22 protein-coding genes are annotated in these 22,349 nt (G+C 61.2%); 13 read left to right on the forward strand and 9 right to left on the reverse strand.

Annotated elements, in window-relative coordinates:
• Positions 1 to 9 precede the first annotated feature (9 nt).
• The 3 genes from PXH66_RS16025 to PXH66_RS16035 all read left to right on the forward strand — a co-directional run bounded on the left by PXH66_RS16025 (position 10) and on the right by PXH66_RS16035 (position 3,176).
• On the forward strand, positions 10 to 462 hold the full coding sequence (locus PXH66_RS16025; RefSeq protein WP_330930553.1) for a hypothetical protein: 453 nt from the start codon (positions 10 to 12) through the stop codon (positions 460 to 462).
• A 119-nt stretch (positions 463 to 581) separates the two neighbouring features.
• Positions 582 to 2,549, forward strand: coding sequence for a sialate O-acetylesterase (locus PXH66_RS16030; protein WP_330930554.1), 1,968 nt, complete (start codon positions 582 to 584; stop codon positions 2,547 to 2,549).
• Between the two features lie 75 nt (positions 2,550 to 2,624).
• Entirely contained in the window at positions 2,625 to 3,176 is a 552-nt protein-coding gene (locus PXH66_RS16035; protein WP_330930555.1) for a lipocalin family protein, read from the forward strand.
• 96 nt (positions 3,177 to 3,272) lie between these two features.
• Here PXH66_RS16035 and PXH66_RS16040 read toward each other — a convergent pair whose 3' ends face one another.
• The 3 genes from PXH66_RS16040 to PXH66_RS16050 are packed head-to-tail and all read right to left on the reverse strand — an operon-like array spanning position 3,273 to position 6,689.
• A complete protein-coding gene (locus PXH66_RS16040; RefSeq protein ID WP_330930556.1) occupies positions 3,273 to 4,496 on the reverse strand; it encodes a glutamate-cysteine ligase family protein in 1,224 nt (407 codons plus the stop codon).
• Complete coding sequence (locus PXH66_RS16045) at positions 4,493 to 5,965, reverse strand: RimK family protein (RefSeq protein ID WP_330930557.1); 1,473 nt, start codon at positions 5,963 to 5,965, stop codon at positions 4,493 to 4,495. Before PXH66_RS16045 ends, PXH66_RS16040 begins: the two co-directional genes overlap by 4 nt.
• A complete protein-coding gene (locus PXH66_RS16050) occupies positions 5,958 to 6,689 on the reverse strand; it encodes a C39 family peptidase (protein ID WP_330930558.1) in 732 nt (243 codons plus the stop codon). The genes PXH66_RS16045 and PXH66_RS16050 overlap by 8 nt, the downstream gene beginning before the upstream one ends.
• Positions 6,690 to 6,829: 140 nt before the next feature.
• Between PXH66_RS16050 and PXH66_RS16055 the strand changes: the two genes are divergently transcribed.
• Entirely contained in the window at positions 6,830 to 7,327 is a 498-nt protein-coding gene (locus PXH66_RS16055) for a hypothetical protein (protein WP_330930559.1), read from the forward strand.
• 129 nt (positions 7,328 to 7,456) lie between these two features.
• Here PXH66_RS16055 and PXH66_RS16060 read toward each other — a convergent pair whose 3' ends face one another.
• Entirely contained in the window at positions 7,457 to 8,452 is a 996-nt protein-coding gene (locus PXH66_RS16060; protein ID WP_330930560.1) for an inositol monophosphatase family protein, read from the reverse strand.
• Positions 8,453 to 8,582: 130 nt separating this feature from the next.
• On the opposite strand from PXH66_RS16060, the gene PXH66_RS16065 reads away from it, so the two are divergent.
• The 5 genes from PXH66_RS16065 (at position 8,583) to PXH66_RS16080 (ending at position 12,027) form a co-directional block, all read left to right on the forward strand.
• Complete coding sequence (locus PXH66_RS16065) at positions 8,583 to 8,846, forward strand: DUF4212 domain-containing protein (protein ID WP_330930561.1); 264 nt, start codon at positions 8,583 to 8,585, stop codon at positions 8,844 to 8,846.
• A 170-nt stretch (positions 8,847 to 9,016) separates the two neighbouring features.
• Complete coding sequence (locus tag PXH66_RS16070; protein ID WP_330930562.1) at positions 9,017 to 10,741, forward strand: sodium:solute symporter family protein; 1,725 nt, start codon at positions 9,017 to 9,019, stop codon at positions 10,739 to 10,741.
• Between the two features lie 323 nt (positions 10,742 to 11,064).
• Positions 11,065 to 11,301, forward strand: a complete 237-nt coding sequence (locus tag PXH66_RS23225) for a PIN domain-containing protein (protein ID WP_425609316.1) — start codon at positions 11,065 to 11,067, stop codon at positions 11,299 to 11,301.
• A 238-nt stretch (positions 11,302 to 11,539) separates the two neighbouring features.
• The gene (locus PXH66_RS16075) at positions 11,540 to 11,731 is read left to right on the forward strand and encodes an addiction module protein (protein ID WP_330930563.1); all 192 of its coding nucleotides are present in this window, start codon (positions 11,540 to 11,542) and stop codon (positions 11,729 to 11,731) included.
• Complete coding sequence (locus tag PXH66_RS16080) at positions 11,728 to 12,027, forward strand: type II toxin-antitoxin system RelE/ParE family toxin (RefSeq protein ID WP_330930564.1); 300 nt, start codon at positions 11,728 to 11,730, stop codon at positions 12,025 to 12,027. The genes PXH66_RS16075 and PXH66_RS16080 overlap by 4 nt, the downstream gene beginning before the upstream one ends.
• Before the next feature lie 45 nt (positions 12,028 to 12,072).
• Here the strand turns inward: PXH66_RS16080 and PXH66_RS16085 are convergent, their stop codons facing one another.
• Positions 12,073 to 13,812 (reverse strand): DUF885 domain-containing protein, encoded by a 1,740-nt coding sequence (locus PXH66_RS16085; protein WP_330930565.1) that lies wholly within the window; start codon positions 13,810 to 13,812, stop codon positions 12,073 to 12,075.
• A gap of 81 nt (positions 13,813 to 13,893) precedes the next feature.
• Here PXH66_RS16085 and PXH66_RS16090 point away from each other — a divergent pair, with 81 nt between their 5' ends.
• Positions 13,894 to 15,159 (forward strand): radical SAM protein, encoded by a 1,266-nt coding sequence (locus tag PXH66_RS16090; protein ID WP_330930566.1) that lies wholly within the window; start codon positions 13,894 to 13,896, stop codon positions 15,157 to 15,159.
• A 217-nt stretch (positions 15,160 to 15,376) separates the two neighbouring features.
• Here the strand turns inward: PXH66_RS16090 and PXH66_RS16095 are convergent, their stop codons facing one another.
• Positions 15,377 to 16,375, reverse strand: coding sequence for an NAD(P)H-dependent glycerol-3-phosphate dehydrogenase (locus tag PXH66_RS16095; protein WP_330930567.1), 999 nt, complete (start codon positions 16,373 to 16,375; stop codon positions 15,377 to 15,379).
• A gap of 176 nt (positions 16,376 to 16,551) precedes the next feature.
• On the opposite strand from PXH66_RS16095, the gene PXH66_RS16100 reads away from it, so the two are divergent.
• Positions 16,552 to 18,465 carry an ATP-binding protein gene (locus PXH66_RS16100; RefSeq protein ID WP_330930568.1) on the forward strand — a complete coding sequence of 638 codons (1,914 nt, stop codon included), beginning with the start codon at positions 16,552 to 16,554 and terminating at the stop codon, positions 18,463 to 18,465.
• Positions 18,466 to 18,504: 39 nt separating this feature from the next.
• On the opposite strand, the gene PXH66_RS16105 is transcribed toward PXH66_RS16100, so the two are convergent.
• From PXH66_RS16105 to lysA, 3 genes are read right to left on the reverse strand one after another with little or no spacing between them, the layout of a single operon-like run.
• Positions 18,505 to 19,059, reverse strand: a complete 555-nt coding sequence (locus tag PXH66_RS16105) for a TPM domain-containing protein (RefSeq protein WP_330930569.1) — start codon at positions 19,057 to 19,059, stop codon at positions 18,505 to 18,507.
• Positions 19,060 to 19,113: 54 nt separating this feature from the next.
• Positions 19,114 to 19,902, reverse strand: coding sequence for a 3-methyl-2-oxobutanoate hydroxymethyltransferase (gene panB, locus PXH66_RS16110; RefSeq protein ID WP_330930570.1), 789 nt, complete (start codon positions 19,900 to 19,902; stop codon positions 19,114 to 19,116).
• A gap of 14 nt (positions 19,903 to 19,916) precedes the next feature.
• Positions 19,917 to 21,221 carry a diaminopimelate decarboxylase gene (gene lysA, locus PXH66_RS16115; RefSeq protein WP_330930571.1) on the reverse strand — a complete coding sequence of 435 codons (1,305 nt, stop codon included), beginning with the start codon at positions 21,219 to 21,221 and terminating at the stop codon, positions 19,917 to 19,919.
• Between the two features lie 100 nt (positions 21,222 to 21,321).
• Here lysA and PXH66_RS16120 point away from each other — a divergent pair, with 100 nt between their 5' ends.
• Positions 21,322 to 21,585, forward strand: a complete 264-nt coding sequence (locus PXH66_RS16120) for a hypothetical protein (RefSeq protein ID WP_330930572.1) — start codon at positions 21,322 to 21,324, stop codon at positions 21,583 to 21,585.
• Positions 21,586 to 21,666: 81 nt separating this feature from the next.
• On the forward strand, positions 21,667 to 22,308 hold the full coding sequence (locus tag PXH66_RS16125) for a hypothetical protein (protein ID WP_330930573.1): 642 nt from the start codon (positions 21,667 to 21,669) through the stop codon (positions 22,306 to 22,308).
• Positions 22,309 to 22,349: the final 41 nt, after the last annotated feature.

Consider the following 22,349-nt stretch of genomic DNA (forward strand, 5'->3'; position numbering starts at 1 on the left):
TGACGCATCATGCGTCGACTTAATGCCCCTTTGATTCTCCTCTGCGTCGCAAGTTCGATTTTGGCCGGCTGCCAATCCGTCGACCGGCGCATCAATCAGCATGCGGAGGTTTTCGCCACACTGACGCCGGCCGAACAAGCCCGCGTGCGGGCGGGTGACATCCAAGTGGGTGACACGCTCAACATGGTGCAACTCGCGTTCGGTCAACCGGACGAATACGACGCTTTCCCCATTTCCACTGGTGCGACGCGCACCACCTGGACGTATTTTAAAACGAAATACATCAAGGAAGCTTCCCGCCTGGGTAAAATCGACGTCCAGCAAAACACCGCCCAGGTCGAGGACGTCTACCGCGTGCTCTACCAAATCACCCAGCAGGTGACGTTCATCGACGATGAGGTGGTGCATGTGCGGCAGCCGTTGCGCGAGGCCCAGGCACTGGCGGCTTTGGGTTCGCGATAAGCGCGGACGCGCGGGAGCCACCCGACGTTCCCGCGCTGTTGTTAGCCGAGCATTCAGTTTCGTGCGCACCCGTGGGTCGAGTAGACTGTCCGACGTTTTCTGAACCCCGCTTTGTTGCCATGATATTTCCCCGTCTTGTCACCGTCACCCGGTGCCGTCGTTTACTGGCGTCGAGCCTCGCGTTGCTCTTCACGTTGTCTGCGGCCGCCGCCGATTCGCTGCCGTTCCTCAGCCCGTTGTTTGCTGATCACATGGTCCTCCAACGCGACAAACCGAATCGCTTCTGGGGCTGGGGCGAAACCGGCGAAGCCGTGACCCTCACCGTCGCGAATCAAACCACCTCGACGGAGGTCGACGCCGACGGTCGGTGGGAAATCATCTTCACGCCACCGCCCACGGGAGGCCCCTACACCGTTTCCGTGACGGGTTCACAGAACGTCAAGTTATCCGATGTGATGGTCGGCGACGTGTGGCTCTGCTCCGGACAATCCAACATGGCGGTGAGCGTGGGTTTCATGGACGGCGCCGACGCGGTGCTGGCCGACTCCGATCTACCCGCAGTGCGGTTCTTTGATGTGGCCAGCCACTCGGCGTATTCGCCCACCCCTACGCCGCAGGGCGAATGGAAAGTCTCGACGCCCGAAACCGCCCGGGCGTTTTCCGCCGTCGGGTTTTTGTTGGGGCAACGTTTGCATCGCGAACTCGGCGTGCCGATCGGTCTCGTGCGCGCCGCGGTGGGCGGCACCGCGATCGAATGCTGGATCAGTCCGCGCGGGCTCGCGCCGTTTGCCCAATTCGCCCCGAAGCTGGCCGAACTCGAACGCCTGCGTCATGCGGATATCCCGCGTGAATACGGCAGCTTTCTCATGCACTGGCTCGACGACTACGACATTGGTCAAGCCGCAGAGACGCCTTGGTCGGCGGAAGAGTTGAACGACGACGACTGGACCGAGGTGCAGGTCCCCACCGGCTTCGACGACCTCGGCATGGCGGAACAACCGGGCGTGGTGTGGCTGCGCAAAACCTTCGAGCTCCCCGACCCGCTGCCCGCCGGCGATGCGCGTCTCTTTCTCGGCCAGGTTGAAAAAATGGATACGTCCTACATCAACGGCGAGTGGGTGGGCGCGAGCTCATGGGTCAGCAACCCGCGACGACATCGCGTGCCGGCCGAGCTCCTGAAACCCGGCAAAAATGTCATCGCGCTGCGTATCTTTAAGCGCGCGGGCTCAGGCGGCGTGCCCGCCAACGACGCGGGGATTCCTTTTCTGCAACTGGGCGACGAATCCAAGGTCGACCTGGCCGGCACCTGGCAGGGCAAAGTCAGTGTTGATGCTACGCCGCCGCATCCCATGCCGCTTGATTTTGAGAATTACCCGACCGCACCGATCGTGCAGTATCAAGGCATGCTTCATCCCGTGACGGGTCTCGCGATTCGCGGCGCGGTTTGGTATCAGGGCGAGGCCAACGAAAGTTATCCCGACTCCTATTACGATTTGATGCCGGCACTCATTGCCGACTGGCGCGATGTCTTCGGCCAAGGTGATGTGCCATTTCTGGTCATCGGTCTGCCGACTTTTATGACGCGCAGCGACGACCCCGGATTCACCAACGGCTGGGCAACGGTGCGGGACGCGCAATGGAACGCCAGCCGCGTCGCCCGTCGCACCGCCTTTGTCAACACGGTCGACACCGGCGATCCCGACGACATTCACCCGCGCGACAAACGACCAGTGGGAGAGCGCGCGGCGCTGGCAGCATTGGGACTCGCCTACGACCAGACTGTCGTTTGGCAGGGCCCGGAGTTGGCGAGTATCGAAGTGGTCGGCGGCGCGGCGCATGTGCATTTCAACCACACCGACGGCGGTCTCGAACTGCGCGGCGATACGGCTCACGCGTTCGCGGTGGCGGGCGCGGATCGTCAGTGGCACTGGGCCGATGTCCGGGTTGCAGGTGACACCGTCGTCGTCTCTTCCCCCGCAGTCGCCTCACCCATTGCCGTGCGCTACGCGTGGCAGGCCAACCCCGTCGCCCCGCTTTTCAACGGCGCCGGTTTGCCGGCGGTGCCGTTTCGCACTGATCGCTGGTAAGTTGCCGCCTTGATGGGAGCGAGAATCCGGCCGAGTCATTCGCAACACCTGCCGTCCCGTGCTTGCGTTGATGTCATGAAATTACGCCGCTTTCCCACTGCCGCCGGATTGCTCACCGTCTTGCTCATGATGGTTGGCTGCCAATCCGGTCCGCGACGCGGGGACCCACCCATGCCGCTCGCCCCCTTCGTGGATCTCGATCGCTTCATGGGCACGTGGTATGTGCACGGCTACACGCCGACACCCATTGATCGGGAAGCGTTCAATCCCACCGAAACTTACGCGCGAGGTGACGACGGCAAAATCCTGACCACCTACCGATTCAACGCCGGCGCCTTGGATGGACCCGAAAAAGACTATCATCCCACGGGCCGCGTGTTCGATCCGCAGAGCAACGCGGAATGGCGCATGACGTTCTTCGGCCTCATCACGGCTCCCTACCTGATTCTGTATGTGAATGATGACTACACGCAAACCGTCATCGGCCACCCCGACCGCACCAAAGCTTGGATCATGACACGTTCGCCCACGATTGAGGATTCCACCTACGCGTTGCTCCGTAGTGAGTTGGAATTGCGCAATTTTGACTTGAGCGAACTCCAACGGGCGGAGCATAGCGAACGGTAGCAACAAGGAGCGCGCTGACGCGCGATAAACGCGGCATACGCGGCGTGGGAGAGGCAACGGGATCGCGCGCAAGCACGCTCCTACACCCGACCGTTTCTAGCTTAGTGGTTGGAACATGGCGTTGGTGGCAACACCGGTGGCCAGGCGGCGGTAAATGCTGTCCAACGTTTCGCCAGCCTCAAACGCCCGGGTCATGCGACCGGCCAGGGGACCGTGTGCCGCGATGACGGCCAGGGCGTTTTGTTCGGCGGGTGACGCAGTGGCACAGGGATCCAACCGGGCGATGACTTGGCGCCACAGTTCTCCCGCCGAGACCGGCGTCGCGACACCGCAAGCGCGCAATACCGTTGGCTCCGCTACCAGCGCGGCGGCGCCCTGCTCCACCGTCGCATCGAAGAGGGCCCGCAACGGCTCGACGTCGATACTTTGCTGCGCGGCGAGCGGCACATGCGTCTCGGCCACGAGCTCGCGCAGCAACGCAATGATGGTGCGCAACACGGCCAGATCGGCCGCCGGACATTCTTGGATGTCGAGCACCCGAATCTCGATCGAGTTGCGATCGAATCGCGCAATCGCTCCGCGGGAGTTGGAGAAACGCGCTTCGAGCACGCCGTCGGGATCGTGCGGCGCGAGTTCGGCGGCAATGGGATCGAAGATGATCCGCTCGTAATCAGCCTGTGAATACACCCGCTCCGGAATCACGCGACCGCACAACGTGGGCAGCTTGGCGGAATTGTGTCGGTAAAACGCGAGGCGGTTGTCGGGCCGACCTGTCGGCTGACCTTCGACAAAGGGTGACGAGGCGGCGAGCGCGGGTAGCAGGGGCAATACCAAGCGAATCGCCGCGTGCAGTCGGGCAAACTCGGCGTCGTTGGAAAACGGTAGGTTGAGATGCACGCTCTGGAGGTTCGACCACCCGTGACCGCGGCAATCGAAGATGCGGTCAAAGGCGGCATAGACCTCGGAGAAGTCGTGCGTCCAGAGCACCGCTTCCTCCGGCCGCATGGTCGGATGCATGGCGGTGGGCATGATGCACACGCCGTGGGCCGCGAGTCGTTGGTTCACTTCGGCAACTTCGGCGGCGAAACCTTCGGCCAGTCCGTCCAGTGATTCCTCGGGCAAGGTGGTCTTGAGCTCGATGACGTGCGCCACGAGTTCGTTGGACCAGGTAAGGCGACCGCGCTCGATGTCGGAAGTCGGTTTGCCGGCGGCATCGATCAGCACGCGGTCGGCCCACGGGCGGACGGCCAACGTCTGGGTGTCGACGATCATGTATTCGAGTTCGACGCCAAAGTAGGCGAAAAGGTGCGGAGGTTTCATTCTTCGATGCGGCGTTCCTTGAGACGGTCGAGTTTGCGGACGAAGTATTCGATCACGCGGTCGTAGAGCGCGTCCTTGAGCAAAGTGTCTTCGTAGCCGGAATCGATGGACGGGTTGTCATTGACCTCGATCACATAGGCGAGGCGGCCGACTTGTTTCACGTCGACACCGTAAAGACCCTCGCCGATCAGCCCGGCGGCCTTGACCGCGGCGCGCACGACGGCCTGTGGCACCAGTTCGACCGGCACGGCTTCGACTTTGCCGTAGTCGGCATCGCCGTCCTCTACGTTGGCAATGATCTGCCAGTGTTTGCGCGCCATGAAATACTTGGCGGCGTAGATGGGTTTGCGATCGAGCACACCGATGCGCCAGTCGTAGTCGGTCTGCAGAAATTCCTGGGCGATGAGCAGCTCGGTGTCCTTGAACAGCGTGGTCGTGGTGGCATCAAACTCCTCGCGGGTTTTGACCTTTTTGACTCCCTGCGAAAACGCGCTGTCAGGTTGCTTAAGAATAATGGGGAAACCGAGCGCCTCGCAGACCTCGTTGAGGTTGTCGCGGTGCACGATGATGGTCTTGGGGGCGAGGATGTCGTGACGTTCCAACAGCTCGGCGAGGTAGACCTTGTTGGTGCAGCGCAAAATGGACTGCGGGTCATCGACCACGACCAAGCCTTCCGCCTGCGCGCGGCTGGCGAAGCGGAACGTGAAGTGATTGACCGATGTCGTTTGACGAATGAAGAGCGCGTCGAACTCCGCGAGGCGGGAGTAATCGTCGCGGGTGATAATCTCGGCGGCGACGTCGTGGCGCTCGGCCGACCGGATGAACTTTTGAATGGCCTTTTCGTCCGACGGTTTGTGGGCCTCGGTCGGGTCGTAAAGGATGCCCATGGTGTAGCGCGGCGGCACCTTTGGTTTGCGCGTCGGGCGGCGACCTTCGAAGAAAGCGGCGGCGACTTCGGCCACGAACGGACGATGGGATTCCGGCACGTCGCTGGCCGAGATCGAACTGATGTCCTGCATTTCCCAGCTCTCATCGCGACGCACGAAAGTGGCCCGCATGAGCGGAGCTTGAAACTGGTTGTAGAGACTCTGGCACAGGCGATCGTAAGCCCGAGCCGTATTGCGGGCGAAGTAGATGCTCAGCACGAACCGGTCGGCCTTGAGCGGAGCGAGCGACTTCTGGATGAGGTCATCCACCTCGGCCGACAAGATACGGGCGACCACCGAGGATTTGAGATCCTGCGTGGTGGCAACATCCGGCAGCGGACGATGGCCGCGGGCTTCCGCCAGCAGGGAAACATAGTAACCGAGCGATTGGTAACGGTAAGACCGGCACAAGTTGTAGACCCGAATACCGCGCTGGGCCACGTAAGCCGGATCCGTCAAATAGGCGCGCGCCGCCACGACTTCCACGCCGGGTATGTCGAAGGGCCAGCGGTCGGGGTTGGTAACCACAATTAAACTACGCATGGGAAGGGGGATGGATCACCATCAAGTTGGCGTCATAAGTCAGCACACCGAGCAGCACGGAGGACAGCACGCGGTTGATATCGATGGCATAGCGCCGGGTTTGGGAATGGGGGTTGGACTGCAATGGATCGGCGATGTGCACCAAACGCTCTTTGCGATCGTAGCCGCTCATGACCACGAAATGTCCCGACGGATTACCGCGGAGATCATCGTCGTCGTCGTTGGGTCCGTGTTCGCGCATGGCCTGATAAAGATAAGTCGAGCTGAGGCCGGCCAGAATGGGCACGTTCCGGTTCAGGTAACGGCGGATGAGGGCTCCACTCAGCGGCTCAAAGCGGATACGACCACCGAGTTTGAGATATTCTTCGTAGGCGGCACAGGCCAGTTTGAGCTTTTCGGAACGGCGCACCTTGCGTTGGGCCGCGAGCTTGGCGACCAGCGCGGTGGCGTCCAAGCCGAACCAAGTCGGATCGAAGACCTGCAGGTTGTAGGAATAAATCGTGGCCTGATAACCGCGCCGAAGCGCATCGGTGGCGAGCAACACGCCCAACGTGCCGCCCGTCTCCAGCTTCGGCACCTCTTTGATGAGTCGCGGCAACGGAATCTCTTCACCGAAATAGCGATAGATGGCGTGGAGGCAGGTGGGGCCGCAGGTGGTATCATCCGGTTGCGGAAGGGTCTCGAGAGCGAGAGAATGCCGGGGAGGCGAAGCTGATGCAGACATGTAAGTCGTCGAACGGTGGATAGCACATCCATCCCCCGATCCACGCTAAAATTCGCAAGATCTTTGTAATCGATCCAATCGAGTCGCCCAGCGTGGAGAGGCTCGACCTGAGCCCGATATCCGCCCACCGTCGCACCACCATGAAACATCCCTTCGTTTCGTTGCTCGTCGCTGGTGGTTGCCTGGTGTTGGTCGGCTGCGAATCGATCGCCACCCGAATGAAACAACGCGAGGAAGTGACGCGCACGTGGCCGCCGTTGACCCAGGAGCGCATCGCCCGCGGAGAAATCAAAGTCGGCGACGATTTTGACATGGTTTCGGTCGCGCTGGGAGCGCCGGACGGACAGGAAACTTTCACGGCCAAGGACGGCGGCATCGTCACCATTTGGAACTACCCCAAAATCACGCAGCGGTTCGAGCGCGATGAGATCGTCAACTACGAGGACGTCAGCGAGTTCGACGTGCGAACCGGCCAGCGCATTCACTATCAGGTCCCGAACCGACAAAAGGTCTATGTTTCCGGCAAGGAGCCGGGCATGCAGATCATCTTCCGCAATGGCAGGGTCAGCAGCCTGCGCTGGGGTGGTGAAGCGCCGGAGCCGGCCCCGACGGCGGATAATCAGGTGAAATCTGGCTGAACCGTAGGAGCGCGCTGGCGCGCGATGACACCTGCCTCTCGTCGCCAGTGCACCGTATGCATCGCGCGCAAGCCCGCTCCTACTGGTCACACCTCAAATTGGCGCAAAACGCGCTCCGCCAGCCACGCCCTACTCGAGCAGCCGGCGTAATACCGGCCGGACCAATCGCGCCAGCTGCGGATTGGCATACGCGGCGAAGCTCACCGGACTCGTCGTATCGAGCGGATCGCGCAGACGCCCTCCCGTCGGCCGCTCCACCACGCCGCCGGCTTCCCGCAACAACAGCTCCGTGCACAGGTCGTAGGGATGACTGCTGAGCCCGCTGCCATCGATGCCGAGCGCTCGAAAGGCCTCGGGACGCACGTCGATCACCATGCGATCACGGCCGAGAAGGATCTCCGCCAATTGCCCGCCACTGGAAATGTATTGATCTTCAAATACCGGCGGCGGCTCGCCCCCGTCGCGCAGGACGCCGAGTTCACGCCAGAGGTTTTCCTCCAACTGCGCCAACCACGTCTTGGCGGTGGGAAAAAAGCGCGCAATCGTCGCGAAGCCGTGCGTGAAATCGCGCGCGGCGGACAACCGCACCGGCAGCCGCGACCGTTGACCGGTGAGCACGTTCAGGGCCGTGGCCACGACCCGACCGCGGCCCCGCACCGCGCTGAATTGATCCGCCCGCCATTGTTTGCTGATCGGCAACTCCGTCATCGCCGCCACCACGATGTCGCCCAAGTGATTACGCGCGCCGCGCTGGGGCGCGAGACCCGCCAAGGCCCAGGCGCTGCGTTTATCGTGCATGAGACCGCGGGTGCCATCGATCGGATCGATGATGAGCTTCCACTGCGTGGCGGTGACCGGCGTGCCGGCGGGAAACGTCAACTCCGACTCGAGGCCTTCCATGACGAGTTCCACCGGCCAGGATTGGGGCCAGTTTTTCTCCAACCACGCGACCAGTGCGGCTTCGGAAATCCGATCAATCTCGTAGATGGTATCGGCCGCGGTCTCGGCGGCAACGCGAGCAAACGTGCGCCGCTGCTTCACGCGGGTGGCGAGCAGCGCGTCGCGAATCGTGTCCTGCAATTGGCAGAGCAACCGGCGGGCGCGTTCGAGTTGGCGGTCATTCATGGCCGGCAGGTTTGAATTGCAAACGAAGCGCGTAAAGCTCGACCTGCGCGCCCAGATTCGAAGTCAACCGACGGTTAACCGGACTCCAACGTTGACCAGACGAGTTCAGCGCGCCATCGCTGACAACGCTATGGCTACCCCTGACAACCGTCGTGCGCTTTATTGGCGCGCCAACCTGCGACTCCTTGCCGTTTTACTGAGTATTTGGGCGTTCGTGTCCTTCGGGTGCGGCATCTTTTTTGCCGACGCGCTGGACAACATCAAACTGGGCGGTTTCGGGCTCGGCTTCTGGATGGCCCAGCAGGGATCCATCTACGTGTTTGTCGGGGTGATCTGGTATTACGTGTGGCGGATGAACAAATACGACCGCGAGTTCGATCTCCACGAGGACTGATCCCGCGCCCTTCAATCGCTCTCGTTCTTCGTTCTCGTAATCGTTCTCCCGCGGCAACCATCCCGGACCGGGCGAAAAGAGAACGCGAAAGATTACGAGAACGAAGAACGATACCAGCCCCACCCTCCCCTTTCCCGCCTCTCCTTCTTTTCCCCAACCCTGCTTAGCTTATGTCCGTTCAGTCTTGGACCTACCTCATCGTCGGACTCTCGTTCGCGCTCTACCTCTACATCGCCTACCGTTCCCGCGCCGGCTCGACCAAGGAGTTCTATGTCTCCGGCGGCGGCGTGAAGCCGATCCACAACGGCATGGCCACGGCGGCCGACTGGATGAGCGCGGCCTCGTTCATTTCGATGGCGGGTATCATCTCCTTCATGGGTCGGGACGGCGGGGTCTATCTGATGGGTTGGACAGGCGGTTACGTGTTGCTCGCACTGCTACTCGCGCCTTACCTGCGCAAGTTCGGCAAGTTCACGGTCCCCGATTTCGTGGGTGATCGCTATTACTCTCAAACCGCCCGGATTGTCGCCGTGCTCTGCGCGATCGTGGTGTCGTTCACCTACGTGGCCGGTCAGATGCGCGGCGTGGGCATCGTGTTTTCCCGCTTTCTCGAGGTCGACATCAACACCGGCGTCTTCATCGGCACGTTCATCGTGTTCATCTACGCCGTGCTCGGCGGTATGAAGGGCATCACCTACACGCAAGTCGCCCAATACTGCGTCCTGATGTTTGCCTTCCTTGTCCCGGCGATCTTCATCTCGATCATGCTGACGGGCCACGCGGTCCCGCAGCTCGGTTTTGGCGGCAATGTGGTTGATACCGATGTCAGCCTGCTCGATCGACTGGATGGACTGAGCACCCAACTCGGCTTTGCCGCTTACACCGAAGGCGTGCGACCCGTGCTCGACGTTGCCGCCATCACCATGGCCCTCATGGTCGGCACGGCCGGACTTCCGCACGTGATCGTGCGTTTCTACACCGTGCCCAGTGTGCAAGGCGCGCGCTCGTCGGCCGGCTGGGCGTTGCTCTTCATCGCGATGCTCTACACCACGGCCCCCGCGGTCTCTGCCTTTGCTCGCGCCAATCTGCTCCAGACCGTCGACAACGCCAGCTACGCCGAAATGCCGGCATGGTTTAAAAACTGGGAGAACACCGGCCTGCTCAAGTATGAGGACAAAAACGGCGACGGCCTCATCCAATACTACAACGACAAGAGCACCGATGCCGCTTTTCTCGCTCAAGCCACGCGCAACGGCTGGGCGGGCAATGAACTCACCATCGACCGCGATATCATCGTGCTCGCCAACCCCGAGATCGCCCGCCTGCCCAACTGGGTGATCGGTTTGGTCGCCGCCGGCGCGCTGGCCGCGGCGCTGTCCACGGCGGCCGGACTGTTGCTGGTCATCTCCACGGCGTTCGCCCACGACCTCGTGAAACGGTGCATGAAGCCCGACATTTCCGAAAAAGGCGAACTCCGTTGCGCCCGATTCGCCGCCGGTGGGGCTGTGTTTGTCGCGGCTTACTTCGGCATCAACCCGCCCGGTTTTGTGGCTCAGGTGGTCGCGTTTGCCTTCGGCCTGGCGGCCGCCTCATTCTTCCCGGCGATCCTCATGGGCATCTTCCAAAAGAAGATGAACCGCGAAGGGGCCGTCAGTGGCATGATCGTAGGCATCATTTTCACCGCCTCCTACATCAGCTACTTCAAGTTCATGCATCCGGAGCTCAACACGGCCGAGCATTGGCTCTTCGGCATCTCACCGGAAGGCATCGGCACCATCGGCATGTTGATCAACTTCATCGTCGCCCAGACCGTGATGCGCTTCACCCCGGAAACGCCTGCGTCGGTCCAGGAAGAAGTTGAACAGATCCGCGTCCCCCGCATTTCGACGGACTAATTGCAGGTAACATATCCTCCTTTGGCACCGCTCGGTCATCAGACCTCAATGGTTTTTATCGACGGCACGAATTTTTTTTCGGTTGTAAGACGACGGCCTAGTCCTCCAGCCGAAAGCGCTAAACGCTATTTCAGAATACATAGTTCAACCGAGAAACAACCTTCGGACCTATTTCTACACAAACGAAGTTCATCTGAAGCGATTTACCGCGCGACACGGAGAAGAATCTCTTTGGGGATGCCGAATCGTGCTTGGTGACGGGATTTTATTGAAGGACGGAAACGTCAAAGAGAGCAGTTGATGCTCTTCTCGTTGCGGATCTGATTTATCACGCGGCAAATAAGAATGTTGAGCATGTCGTAGTTGTTTCACACGACACGGATTTCGCCTGCGCGCTTAAGCGGGTTGAAGACTTCGGTGTGGCAACTACTATCGCTCCATTCTTGGTTGAACCGACAAGCCGACTACGGGCCAACGCGGATCAAATCGTGAAGATTTCTAAAGAAGTCCTTATGAATAATCGATGGGCTGTAGCCGGGACTAATAAATCAGTCGAATAACCAACCATCAACCGCCAGTTACTCAACTCCGAGCAAACGGCTTTCAGCGGAGCTGAAGGCGGTGCGGAGGATAAGGTTGCGGCAGACGGGTGGGTGAAATTACAGCCGCATCGACGACTGCCGAATCGGACTTCGAAGCGCCGCAAACGGGATGGAATCCCATGCTAATCTAGGTTCTTGAGAAATCTGAACTTCGCGCTTTCGATGAGCCATGATCACGACCCAGGAAATTTCGAGGATGCCACTGCCCGAAAAGCTTGAACTGATGGAAAAATTGTGGGTCGAGATTTCCGAAGAAGATAAAAACGTGGAAACTCCATCGTGGCATAAACACCTGCTGGACGAGCGCACGTCGCGAGTCGAAGAGGGATCGGCCAAATTCATTGCCTGGAAAGACGCCAAAGCCCAACTCGAACGAGACTGCCAGTGATCATCGAAATCCTCGATTTAGCGCGGGACGACCTGGCCGCCGGATTCGAGTTTTACGAAAACAACGCCGCCGGCATCAGCCGTTATTTCCTGACTCACCTCTATCAGGACATTGAGTCACTCAGCACGTCAGCGGGGGCGCATCGGCAGATTCACCGCGACTTTTACCGCGCGCTCTCACGTAAATTTCCGTTCGCAATCTACTACCGCTTGAATGGCGATCGCGTGCTTGTCCACGCCGTCGTCGATTGCCGCCGCCATCCGTCTTGGATCGCGCGGCATCTCCGCAAAACGTGAGTCATGAAAGTTCGGTTTTTCGTCGACTGGTGAGTTTGGTCAACCTCACTCCAGCGCCTTCACCCATGCCTCGACGTCGGCGCGGACGACTTGGAGCGGGGCACAGGCACCGCGGAGGATGATGTTGTGAAAAGCCGGCAGACTGAATTTGTTCCCCAAGCGCTTTTCGGCGTCGCGGCGTAGCTCGACGATGGTGAGTTGCCCGACTTTGTAGGAACAGGCCTGGCCCGGATATACGACGTAGCGCTCGGCTTCGGAAACCTTGATGCCGTAATCGATCACTTGTTGACGTGTCCACTTGAAGGCGTGAATGCCCGTATCCACCACCAGGCGGCGCGCCCGCAAAAGTTCGCTGTCGAGATACCCCAGACGGCCGATCGGGTCGCCGTCATACCAGCCGTCATCGTGCGCCAACCACTCCGCGTAGAGCGCCCAGCCTTCGGAGTAGGCGGAGTTGCCGCCGAAAACGCGCTTGGCCCACCACTTGGGTAATCCCTCCATTTCTTGCTGCAGAGCGAGTTGGAAGTGATGTCCCGGCACTGCCTCATGATAAGTTAGCGAGCGGCGGCTGATCATTCGGTAGGGCTCGCCCGGCAACGGCACCCAAAAAATGCCCGGCATGGAGCCATCGGCAGCCGGCGTGGAGTAGTGAGCCGCCGCGTTGGCTTCCGAAAACGGTGGCTCGCGTTTCACGATGACCGGCGCGCGCGGCAACATGTCGAACAGCGGGGCGGCACGCACCTTGGCGTCCTCCACCCAGTCGACATATTCTTGAAGCAAACGCGGACGCGGGTCGGTATCGCCTTCCGGTTGAATACTCGCCTCCAAGGCGCGGTAGCGCTCCGTGATCGTGCCGGTGGTAAACCCTTGCGCGGTGAGGATCTCGTCCATTTCCGCTTCGATGCGAGCGACCTCACGCAAGCCGAGCTCGTGCACCTCGCGCGGCGTCATGTCACTGTTGGTGTAGTGGCGCAGCAACGTCGCGTAGGCGGCCTCGCCGTGCTCCAGGCGCCAGAGTCCCGCATCGCTGGTGGCGCGAGCTAGCTGGTCCTGCAACACCACCACCGCCCGGCGGTAAGCGGGATAAATTTCGGTGTTCAGATCATCGACCACCTCGGCGACGAGCCGGGCCGCTGTTGCGGGGGCAACGCCCTCCCATGGGGCGAGACGCTCCGGCAGTGACGTCGCCAACAAGTTGGCCTCCGGCGCGGGGGCGACAAAGCGCTCCATTTGTTTGATCGTCGCCGTTAAAATAAAGTCGGGCAACAGCAGGCCTTTGCTGTCGCGACGTTTCATTTCGGCGGTGGCATCGTCGATCAAACCGCCAAGTTGGCCCACTCGGGACACGTAGTTTTCCGCATCGCGCTCGTGCCGGATCGGCATCGAGCTGGCCAGATATCCAATCAATCGACGCTGCACACCGGTGAATTGATTGAGCGGAAACTGATAGTCCTGGTGGACGGCGCCACGCACGGTGTCGTCCAACAACCACTCCATTACGCTCACCGTGCGAAGCGTTTCGGTTGACGCCCCCGCCGTATCAAACGCCCGCAACTCCGCCAAACCCCGCCGTGCCAACGCCGCGCGTTCAGCTTGGTAGGCGGCCGTCACCGGGGTGAGTTTCCCGTCGAGCGCATCCTGCTCCGCCCCCTCGAAATACTGGGTCCGGGAGGCCGTGGTCGGCGCCCCCCTCACCCACTCGGCGGCAAAGTCATCCATGAAGTCATCAACCGGGTGAGCTGCCGCGATGATGACCGAAAGCATCAGCAACGTGATAATTCGCATGGGCAAAACGTGGCGATGAACCGGTTAAAGTCGAGTCGCGCGGCCTCGACACCCTCCCCTGATTCGGTTTCTCCTGACCGCTTGGACGCCACGACACTACAAGGCCAACTCACGACCACACCCGACGGCTTGATCAACGGCACGGCCCGCGACACCACCCGCCCGGGGGAATCGCTCCTCGTCGAGCTGAAGCTGGGCCACGGTTGGTCGGCCAACATCCCGACCGATGCCGCCACCGGCGTGTTCGAGGTGCGCCCCCCCGCCCAGGCGTTTCCCGACGGTGAACCGCTCGATATCACGGCCACGGTCGACGGACTGTCCCTGCCCGGCAGTGGCGCGCAGGTCGGGCCTCCGCTGCCCCTCGAACTGGTCGCGGGCGATATCGTCAACAACTGCAACCTGCGCTGCCCGTTTTGCCTCACCGATTACGCGCTCACGCGGGGCACCAAACAAATGCCGGCCGAGACCTACGCGCACAGTTTGAAGCTGGCGCCGCTCGTGCCGGAGAGCGCGTTTTGGTTGTCCTGCATGCACGAACCCTCACTGAACGCTTCGTTCGGGCAATTCCTCGATCTCGTGCCCGCCGCCGACCGCCGCCGCGTCAGTTTCACCACCAATTTTGCCAAGAAACTCGACGACGATTTGCTGCGCACCATCGCACAGTCCGGCGCGCACAGCATTCGTATCTCGATCGATTCCCACGATCCCGAACTCTTCGGCCAATTGCGCAAAGGGGCTCGGTATCCGGTTTTCATCGACAACCTCACCCGCTACGCCGCCATTGCCCGCGAGACGCCGACCGCCCCGCTGCTGCACATCATCACGATGGCGTTCAAGGACAACCTCACCGAGATGCCCGAACTCGTGCGCTGGTGTCATGAGGAAGTCGGTGCCCGATTCCACGAGGTTCGTTTCATGTATTACCTGCCCCACGTCGCCGAATGGGGTGCCGATCACATCATGTCGCTGGATGAGTGGGAGCAACTGAAGCGCGACCTGTTGGCCCTGCCTATGGCGCACACCCTCGCCTTTGGGGAACCCGAACCTGACGCGCACAAGAAATTCCAAGAGCTGCCCGGCATCGATACCTACGAGCATGTGGCCGCTGTTTTCGGTGGCACGGTCACGACGGAAAATTACCGCCGGGTCGACCCGCTCGAAACCGGCTACGCCGTGCCCGACGAACCGCTACGGTTACGCCTGCGGTGGGACGGCTTGATCATGGCCGAACAGCTGCCCGAGGACGAATTCCGTCTCAACGTGCTGCACATCGAGGATCCAAAATATTTCTACCGCCTGCGTGCCGCCGCCCCCCTCCGCGCCGACTCGCCGTGGAAACGGGTTTAGGTTAGGGTTTCGATGAGGCAGGCGCTGTTTTTACAGGAGGGAACAGAGAAAGCAGAGCCACTCCAACGTGGTTGGTTTACAGAAGGTAACGAAGAGAACGAAGCCACTCCGCTGAGTCTTTCTTTGTTTCCTTTGTTGCCTTCTGTAAAATCAGCAAGCTGACGACTCTGTAACTTCTGTTTCCTCCTGTGAAAACAACCGGAGGATCGGCTTCGCTTCACTCCTGCTTCAGCTCGCGGAGCATGAGGTCGCGCAGGGCTTTCGCGGCGACCTTGCCGTCGTAGAGGGTGTGGTAGACCTCCGCCAGAATCGGCGCTTCGATGCCGCGATCCTGACACAGTCCGTAAAAGGCGGCGGTGGTCTTGTAGCCCTCCACCACGGTTTTGCGATGAGCCATCAGATCGACGACTTTGGCGCCGGCTCCGATCTGTTCCCCAAACTGCCGGTTGCGGCTCCAACCGCCGTGGCAAGTCGCCACCAGATCGCCAAACCCGCTTAGGCCGTAAAACGTTTCGGCCTGCGCACCGAGCGCCTGCCCCACGCGCACCATTTCGGCCAGTGCCCGGGTCAGCATGGCGGCCCGGGTGTTGTCGCCGAGTTTGAGTCCATCGCAGATGCCGGCGGCGATCGCATAAATGTTTTTGAGACAACCACCGAACTCCGCGCCCGCCACATCCGTGCTGGTATAGACGCGCAGACTCGCGCCGCTGATCTCGGTTTGCACCGATTCCAACAACGCCTGAGGTGCATCCGCAGCCAGGACCATGGCCGCCGGCAGGCCGCGGGCGACTTCCTCGGCGTTGGTGGGCCCGGTGAGAGAACCGGCCGGGTAATCGGGCAACACCGCCCGAATCACTTCCGCAGGGCGCAAATGCGTATCGACCTCGAGACCCTTGGCCAGACTGAGCACGAGCTTCAACGCGGTCGCCAACCCGAGCGCCTCGCGCACCTTGGTCGCGGTGGCCCGCAGGGCCTGCGCCGGGCAAGCCAGCAGCACGACCTCGGCCTCCATGAGCACGGGGACGAGTTCGTGTCCCACCTGCAGGCTGGGGGGCAGCGGCACGCCGGGCAGATAATCGACATTTTCGCGCGAGGAGGACAAGGCCAGCGCCTGCTCAAACCGTCGCGGCACCAACGTCACGGTGTGACCCATGTTCGACAGGTGGATCGCCATGGCCGTGCCCCACGCTCCCGCCCCAATGACCGCAAAATTCATGGATTGGTCACATCGGAATAACCGGTCGGAAACAACCAGAAATCGTTTCCCCGACGCCCAACTCCCAAACCCAGAGGTTTATAAGTAACACTATTGCGCTGACTCCACCAAACTCAATGGTCGCTCAGGTGAGCCGAACCCGCCGTTGACGCTCCCCCGCTTTCTCTCCGCCACGCATGCCGCTGTTTTCCCCCAGATTCCTCCGCAAATTTGATACCGCCTATCGGGAGCATGCGTATTTCGCACGGTTGAAAGCCCGCCTGCTCACCGGGTTCTGCATGTTGTTGCTGGTGCTGTTCAGCCTGAACATCGTCAAACTTTGGCTGGTCCAATCACCGTCCATCCACGCGCGTATTGGCATCAATCTGATCCTGCTGGCGGCCACGACGCTGTGTTTGCACGAGATCAAACGAGGCCGCGACCGACGCGCCGGCAACGTGCTCACGTTACTCACAGTCGTGCCGGTGCATGCCTTCGTCTTGGTCAACCCCACATTCACCGATCCCGTGAGTGTCGGCATGCAGTTGTTTGCCTTCGATTTGGGGTTTCTGCTGGTGGCGATGATCTTCGCCTCGCGGGGAGTCACGCTGGGGGTTTTCGCCATCATCATGGTGGGCCATGTGCTGTTCGGGCGGATGATGCTGCAACATCCGGATCTGCCGGCCGCCGTCGAAGCCGCGTTCCACACCTTGCTGCGCGACGGCGCCATCACGCTGGGCTTTGTATTTGCGCTGGGCTTCACCCTGTCGCGCCTGATCTCCGCCTCCAATCAACGTAGCGAGGAGGCCCTCAAAAAGACTTCCCACCTCAACGAACAACTCGAGCGACTCGTGCAGGAGCGCACCGTTGATCTGGAAGCCGCCACCGCCCGCGCCAACGACGCGTCCCGGGCCAAGAGCGAGTTTCTCGCCAACATGAGTCACGAGATTCGCACCCCGCTCAACGGTATCATCGCTTCCACCGATCTATTGCTCCGCCGCGACGATATTCCGGCAGTCGCAACCGAGCACATGCGCATCGTGGCCGAGTCCGGAGAGATATTGCTCAAGTTGATCGGCGACATCCTCGACTTTTCCAAAATCGAGGCCGGTGAACTGCATCTGGAGGAAAATGCCTTCGCCCTGCACACCCTGATTCGGGATGCCAAGGCCGTCCTCGCGGCTCAAGCCCGCGAAGGCAAGGTGGAGGTGGAAACCACCCTCGCCGCCGACTTGGCCGACTACTACCAAGGCGACAGCTACCGCCTGCGCCAGGTGCTGCTCAACCTGTTGTCCAACGCCATAAAATTCACCCCGACCGGCGGTCACGTCACGGTCGGCGTCGGCCTGGAACCCGTGACCGACGGCGCGGACCGGGTTTGTTTTCGTGTCACGGACTCCGGTATCGGCATGGATGCCGATACCCAACGCCGGATCTTTCAACGCTTCACTCAGGCGGACTCATCCACGACCCGCCGTTTCGGGGGCACCGGCCTCGGTCTCGCCATCACGGCCCGACTCGTCGAGATGATGGGCGGTAAACTGCAGGTGAACAGCCAACTGGGTGAGGGATCGGAATTTCACTTCTCGCTGCCGCTGCACGTGGTCAAAACCGCCCCGACAAACTCGACCACCGCCCGCGTGCGTTCCGCCCAGCTCGGATTGAACGTGCTCGTGGTCGAAGACAATCTCGTCAATCGCAAGATCCTCAGCGCCCAGCTCAAGGAGCTTGGCTGCCCCCACACGCTGGCGGTCGACGGCGAGGCCGCATTATTGGTCTTAAAAGACGAAACCCTGCCCGACGTGATCCTGATGGACTGCCATATGCCGCGGCTCGACGGTTGGGCGACGACGGAGGCCCTGCGCATGTGGGCATCCGATTCCCGCGCCACCGTGCGGATGAAATCCGCCAGCGCGCTCCCCATTATCGCGCTCACCGCCGCCGCCATGCCCGAGGAGCGCCAACGTTGTCTCGACGCCGGGATGGACGATTTCGTGCCCAAGCCGGTAAAACTGAACGAGCTTCACGTGGCTTTGGAACGCATTCAGGCCCGGCGGCAAGCCGAGTTCCCTCCCCGCCCCGTCTCTCCGAGCGTATCGCTCGACGCGTAACCTCAGCGCGCGAATCCGGCGCCCCGCCCCTTTTTCCAATCAGTCGGGCGATAATTTCGCGATCAATCCGTCGACCAGCGCATCGGTTTCAGCCACGACGCGCGGCACGGCTGGCGAGTTCGCGGTCGTAGCGACTTGAGCACTACGGGAAAATGCCGCCGCTAAAAACGCCTCCTTGGCCTCATGCATGCGGCCGTCGGCGGTAAACTCCTCTGCCGTCCCGGACAGTCCCACAAACCGCGGTGTGAGTTTTTCCCCGATCCAGATACGCCAATCGCGTTCGTCGGCGAAATAAACCGCCAGCACGCCGGACTGCCGCAATCCATAGGCGGCCGATAGCCGGCGCATGTAAACACCCGGCGCACTATCCTCGGCGGCAGTCGGCGAAGTGAGGTGATACTCGAACTGCATCCGAATCCCGGCCGCAGCCTCGAAATGGTCGAGCTTTGCTACCAACGCCTGCTGCCAGGCGGGATCAGACGGCAGGATTTGCGCCGCGTCCACCACCGGCGAATCGACCTTCTCCGCGCCGACCAAGACAGTTCCCAGCGCCACGCCCCAACCCCACACCCACCGCATCATCCATCGTTTCATGACGGCACGGATAAGTGGTCGATCGCGGCAAGGCAACTTGCCGACCGCCCTACCTCAGCGCGGAAAATTCCGGGAGCGCACCGCCGCCGTGTAGTCGGTCAACCCCCGCGTGAAAACCGATCCGGCATCGGCAAATTTTTGCACGAATCCGGGCACGTAACCCGGCGTGAGACCGAGCACGTCCGTGATGACCAAAATCTGCCCGTCGCAATCCGCCCCGGCCCCGATCCCGATCACCGGAATCGTAACCGCCGCCGTCACCGCCTTGGCGGCGGCGGGCTTCACCATTTCCAACAGCAAAGCGAAACAACCGGCCGCCTCCAGCGCCTGTGCATCGGCGATCAGCGCGGCGGTTTCGGCATCGGTCACCCCGTATTTTTTGTAACGGCCGAGTTGTTTGACCTGTTGCGGCATGAGGCCGATGTGACCCCACACCGGCACCCCGGCTTCGACGAGTCGGGCGATCTTGGGCGCGAGTTTGCGCCCCCCCTCGATTTTAACGGCATCGACGCCGGCTTCCTGCATGAGCCGCTGGCACGACATCAATACGCGGCGAAAATCAAAATGCGCCTCGCCGAACGGCACATCGGCGGCGACGAGCGCCGCGGGCTTCGCCCGCATCACCGCGGCGGCGTGATGCACCATCGTGTCGAGGGTGACCGGCACGGTGCCGTCGTGACCGAGGATGGTGTTACCCACCGAGTCACCGACCAGGATGATGTCGACTCCCGCCTGATCGGCGTAGTGCGCCATCATGGCATCGTAGGCGGTGATCGCCACGAGCGGATCGCCGCCTTTGCTTTGGCGAAGAGTGTGCGGGGTGGTTTTGACGGGACGTGGCATGACGAAGGATTCGCTTAAGCGAGAAAGGCCGGGATCTTCTCGTTGGCGATCATCTGCTCAAATGTCTCCCGCGCATTGATGAGTTCAAACGAACTGCCTTGCACCAAAACCTCGGCGGCGGTGCCACGGGTGTTGTAGCGGCTCGACATGGTGTAGCCATAGGCACCGGCGCTCATGAAAGCCACGAGCTCCCCCTCGCCCACCGATTGGATCTCGCGGTCCTTGGCGAAACAGTCGCCCGATTCACAAATCGGGCCCACGATATCAGCAGTCATGGCGGCCCGCGACGTATCGCGTTGGAGCGGCACCACCTCATGGTAGGCGTCATACATGGCGGGTCGGGCGAGGTCGTTCATAGCCGCATCGATGACGAGGAAGTTCTTTTGCGCGCCCCGTTTCAGATACTCGACCCGCGACAGCATCACTCCGGCGTTGCCGACCAGAAAGCGACCGGGCTCAAGCATGATCTTCAGGCCCAGGTCCTTGAGCAAAGGGGTCAGCGCCGCTCCGTAGGCCTCCGGCGTAATCGGACGCTCGGCCGCGGGAAACGCGTCCCACCACGCTTGGTCGCCACTGGCCAGGGCGTCCTCGTAAATGATGCCGATACCGCCGCCGATGGAGAAGTATTCGAGACCGTAATCGGCCTGCAGTTGCGCGACGACCGGCACGACCTTTTTCACCGCTTCGGTGAACGGACCGATGGTCGTGAGCTGGGAACCGATATGCATCTGGATGCCGGCCACCCGGATGTGGGGCAATTTGGACGCGGCCTCATAGGCGGAGGCGGCCACCGCGAGCGGAATACCGAACTTATTGTCACTCTTGCCCGTGGTGATCTTGGCGTGCGTCTTCGCGTCGACATTGGGATTGATGCGGATCGCGATCGGAGCCTTCACCCCGAGCCGTCCGGCCACGTAATTGATGCGGGCGAGCTCGGGTTCACTTTCGACGTGAAACGAGAATACCTCGTTTTTGAGGGCGAGTTCGATTTCCGCCTCCGACTTGCCCACGCCGGCGAAGACACTCGCCTTCACCTCGGAACCGGCCGCCAACACCCGCCGAATTTCGCCGCCACTCACGAGATCGAAACTCGTGCCCAGATTCGCGAAATGCCGGAGCAATGCGAGCGAGCTGTTGGCCTTCATCGCGTAACAGACCTGCACATCGAGCTCGCGGAAACTGCGCTGCAACCGTGTCACGTTGTCAGCAATCGTGGTCGCGCTGTAAACGTAGGTGGGCGTGCCGTAGAGACGAGCGACGCCCGCAAGATCGACATCTTCGCAATGCAGCGCGGAACCGTGGTAACTAAAGTGATGCATGGTCGAACAGGGCAGGGTCGCTAAAATCGCGTGAAACCCGCGCAAACTGCGAGTTTCGCCTTGAGAAAACCACCTAAAAAAATCCACGTTATAAATACCGATGCGCATCCTCCGCCAATTCTTCCGCCGCCCCCCGATTCGGATGGGCATGTTGGACGAACGGGAGCGCCGCCGGACCGCCATCCGCAACGAAGGTTTCGTGAGCTTTTTCAACGGCTCCGATTGTGTCTCCCGCCGGAATCCCGATCTCTACGACACCCGCCTGCGTCGGCAAAAACGGGTGAAAATCATGGCAATCATCACCGTGACAGCGTTGTGCTCCTGGGTGGTGATCGAGAGTGCGCAAGCCCTCTCAACTTTTTGATCGGTCGTTGCGACCACCTCTACGCAAGTAGACGTATTTCCGCCGTCGGCCTCATCGTGCTACCGTGGGCCGAGATCTGCCATGAAACCGAAATGCCCCTCCTGCGGTAACGCCCTCCCGCTCTCGGACGTGGACATCGCGCAAGACGTGGCGCTGTGCCGTAAGTGCGGTCACCTGAGCAAAGCATCGGCGTTGGTCGACCACACCTTCGATGTCACCGCCCTGCGGAATCCGCCCGCCGGCGCCTGGATGCGGCCGACGATGAACGGCGTCGCCATCGGTGCCACGACGCGCTCGGCCGCCGCGTTTTTCCTGGTTCCCTTCATGTTGGTCTGGTCGGGCGGATCACTCGGGGGAATCTACGGCACCCAAATCCGCAGCGGGGAGTTCAACCTCGTGCTGTCACTTTTCGGCATCCCGTTCGTCCTCGGCAGCATTTTGTTTTGGGGCATCGCCCTGATGGCGATCTGGGGCAAAGTCGAAGTCCGCCTGCGCGGCGGCATCGGCACCGCCTTGGTCGGAATCGGCCGCATCGGATGGAAACGCACGTTCCAACTCAATCAGGTGACCAACATCACCGAGGAACTCCGCACCGGCAATCGTCGCGGTGGCGTCGCCCACACCATCGTGCTGCACGGCCCCAAATCGATCCGCTTCGGCTCCGGCCTCAGTCCCGACCGGCGTCGCTTCATGATCCAAGCGCTGCGGGCGGCGCAAGCCTGACCGATCTACGTAAGTAGGCGTATCCCGTTGCCGCGCTCGTT

The organism is Synoicihabitans lomoniglobus (assembly GCF_029023725.1).
Taxonomy (GTDB): domain Bacteria; phylum Verrucomicrobiota; class Verrucomicrobiia; order Opitutales; family Opitutaceae; genus Actomonas; species Actomonas lomonigloba.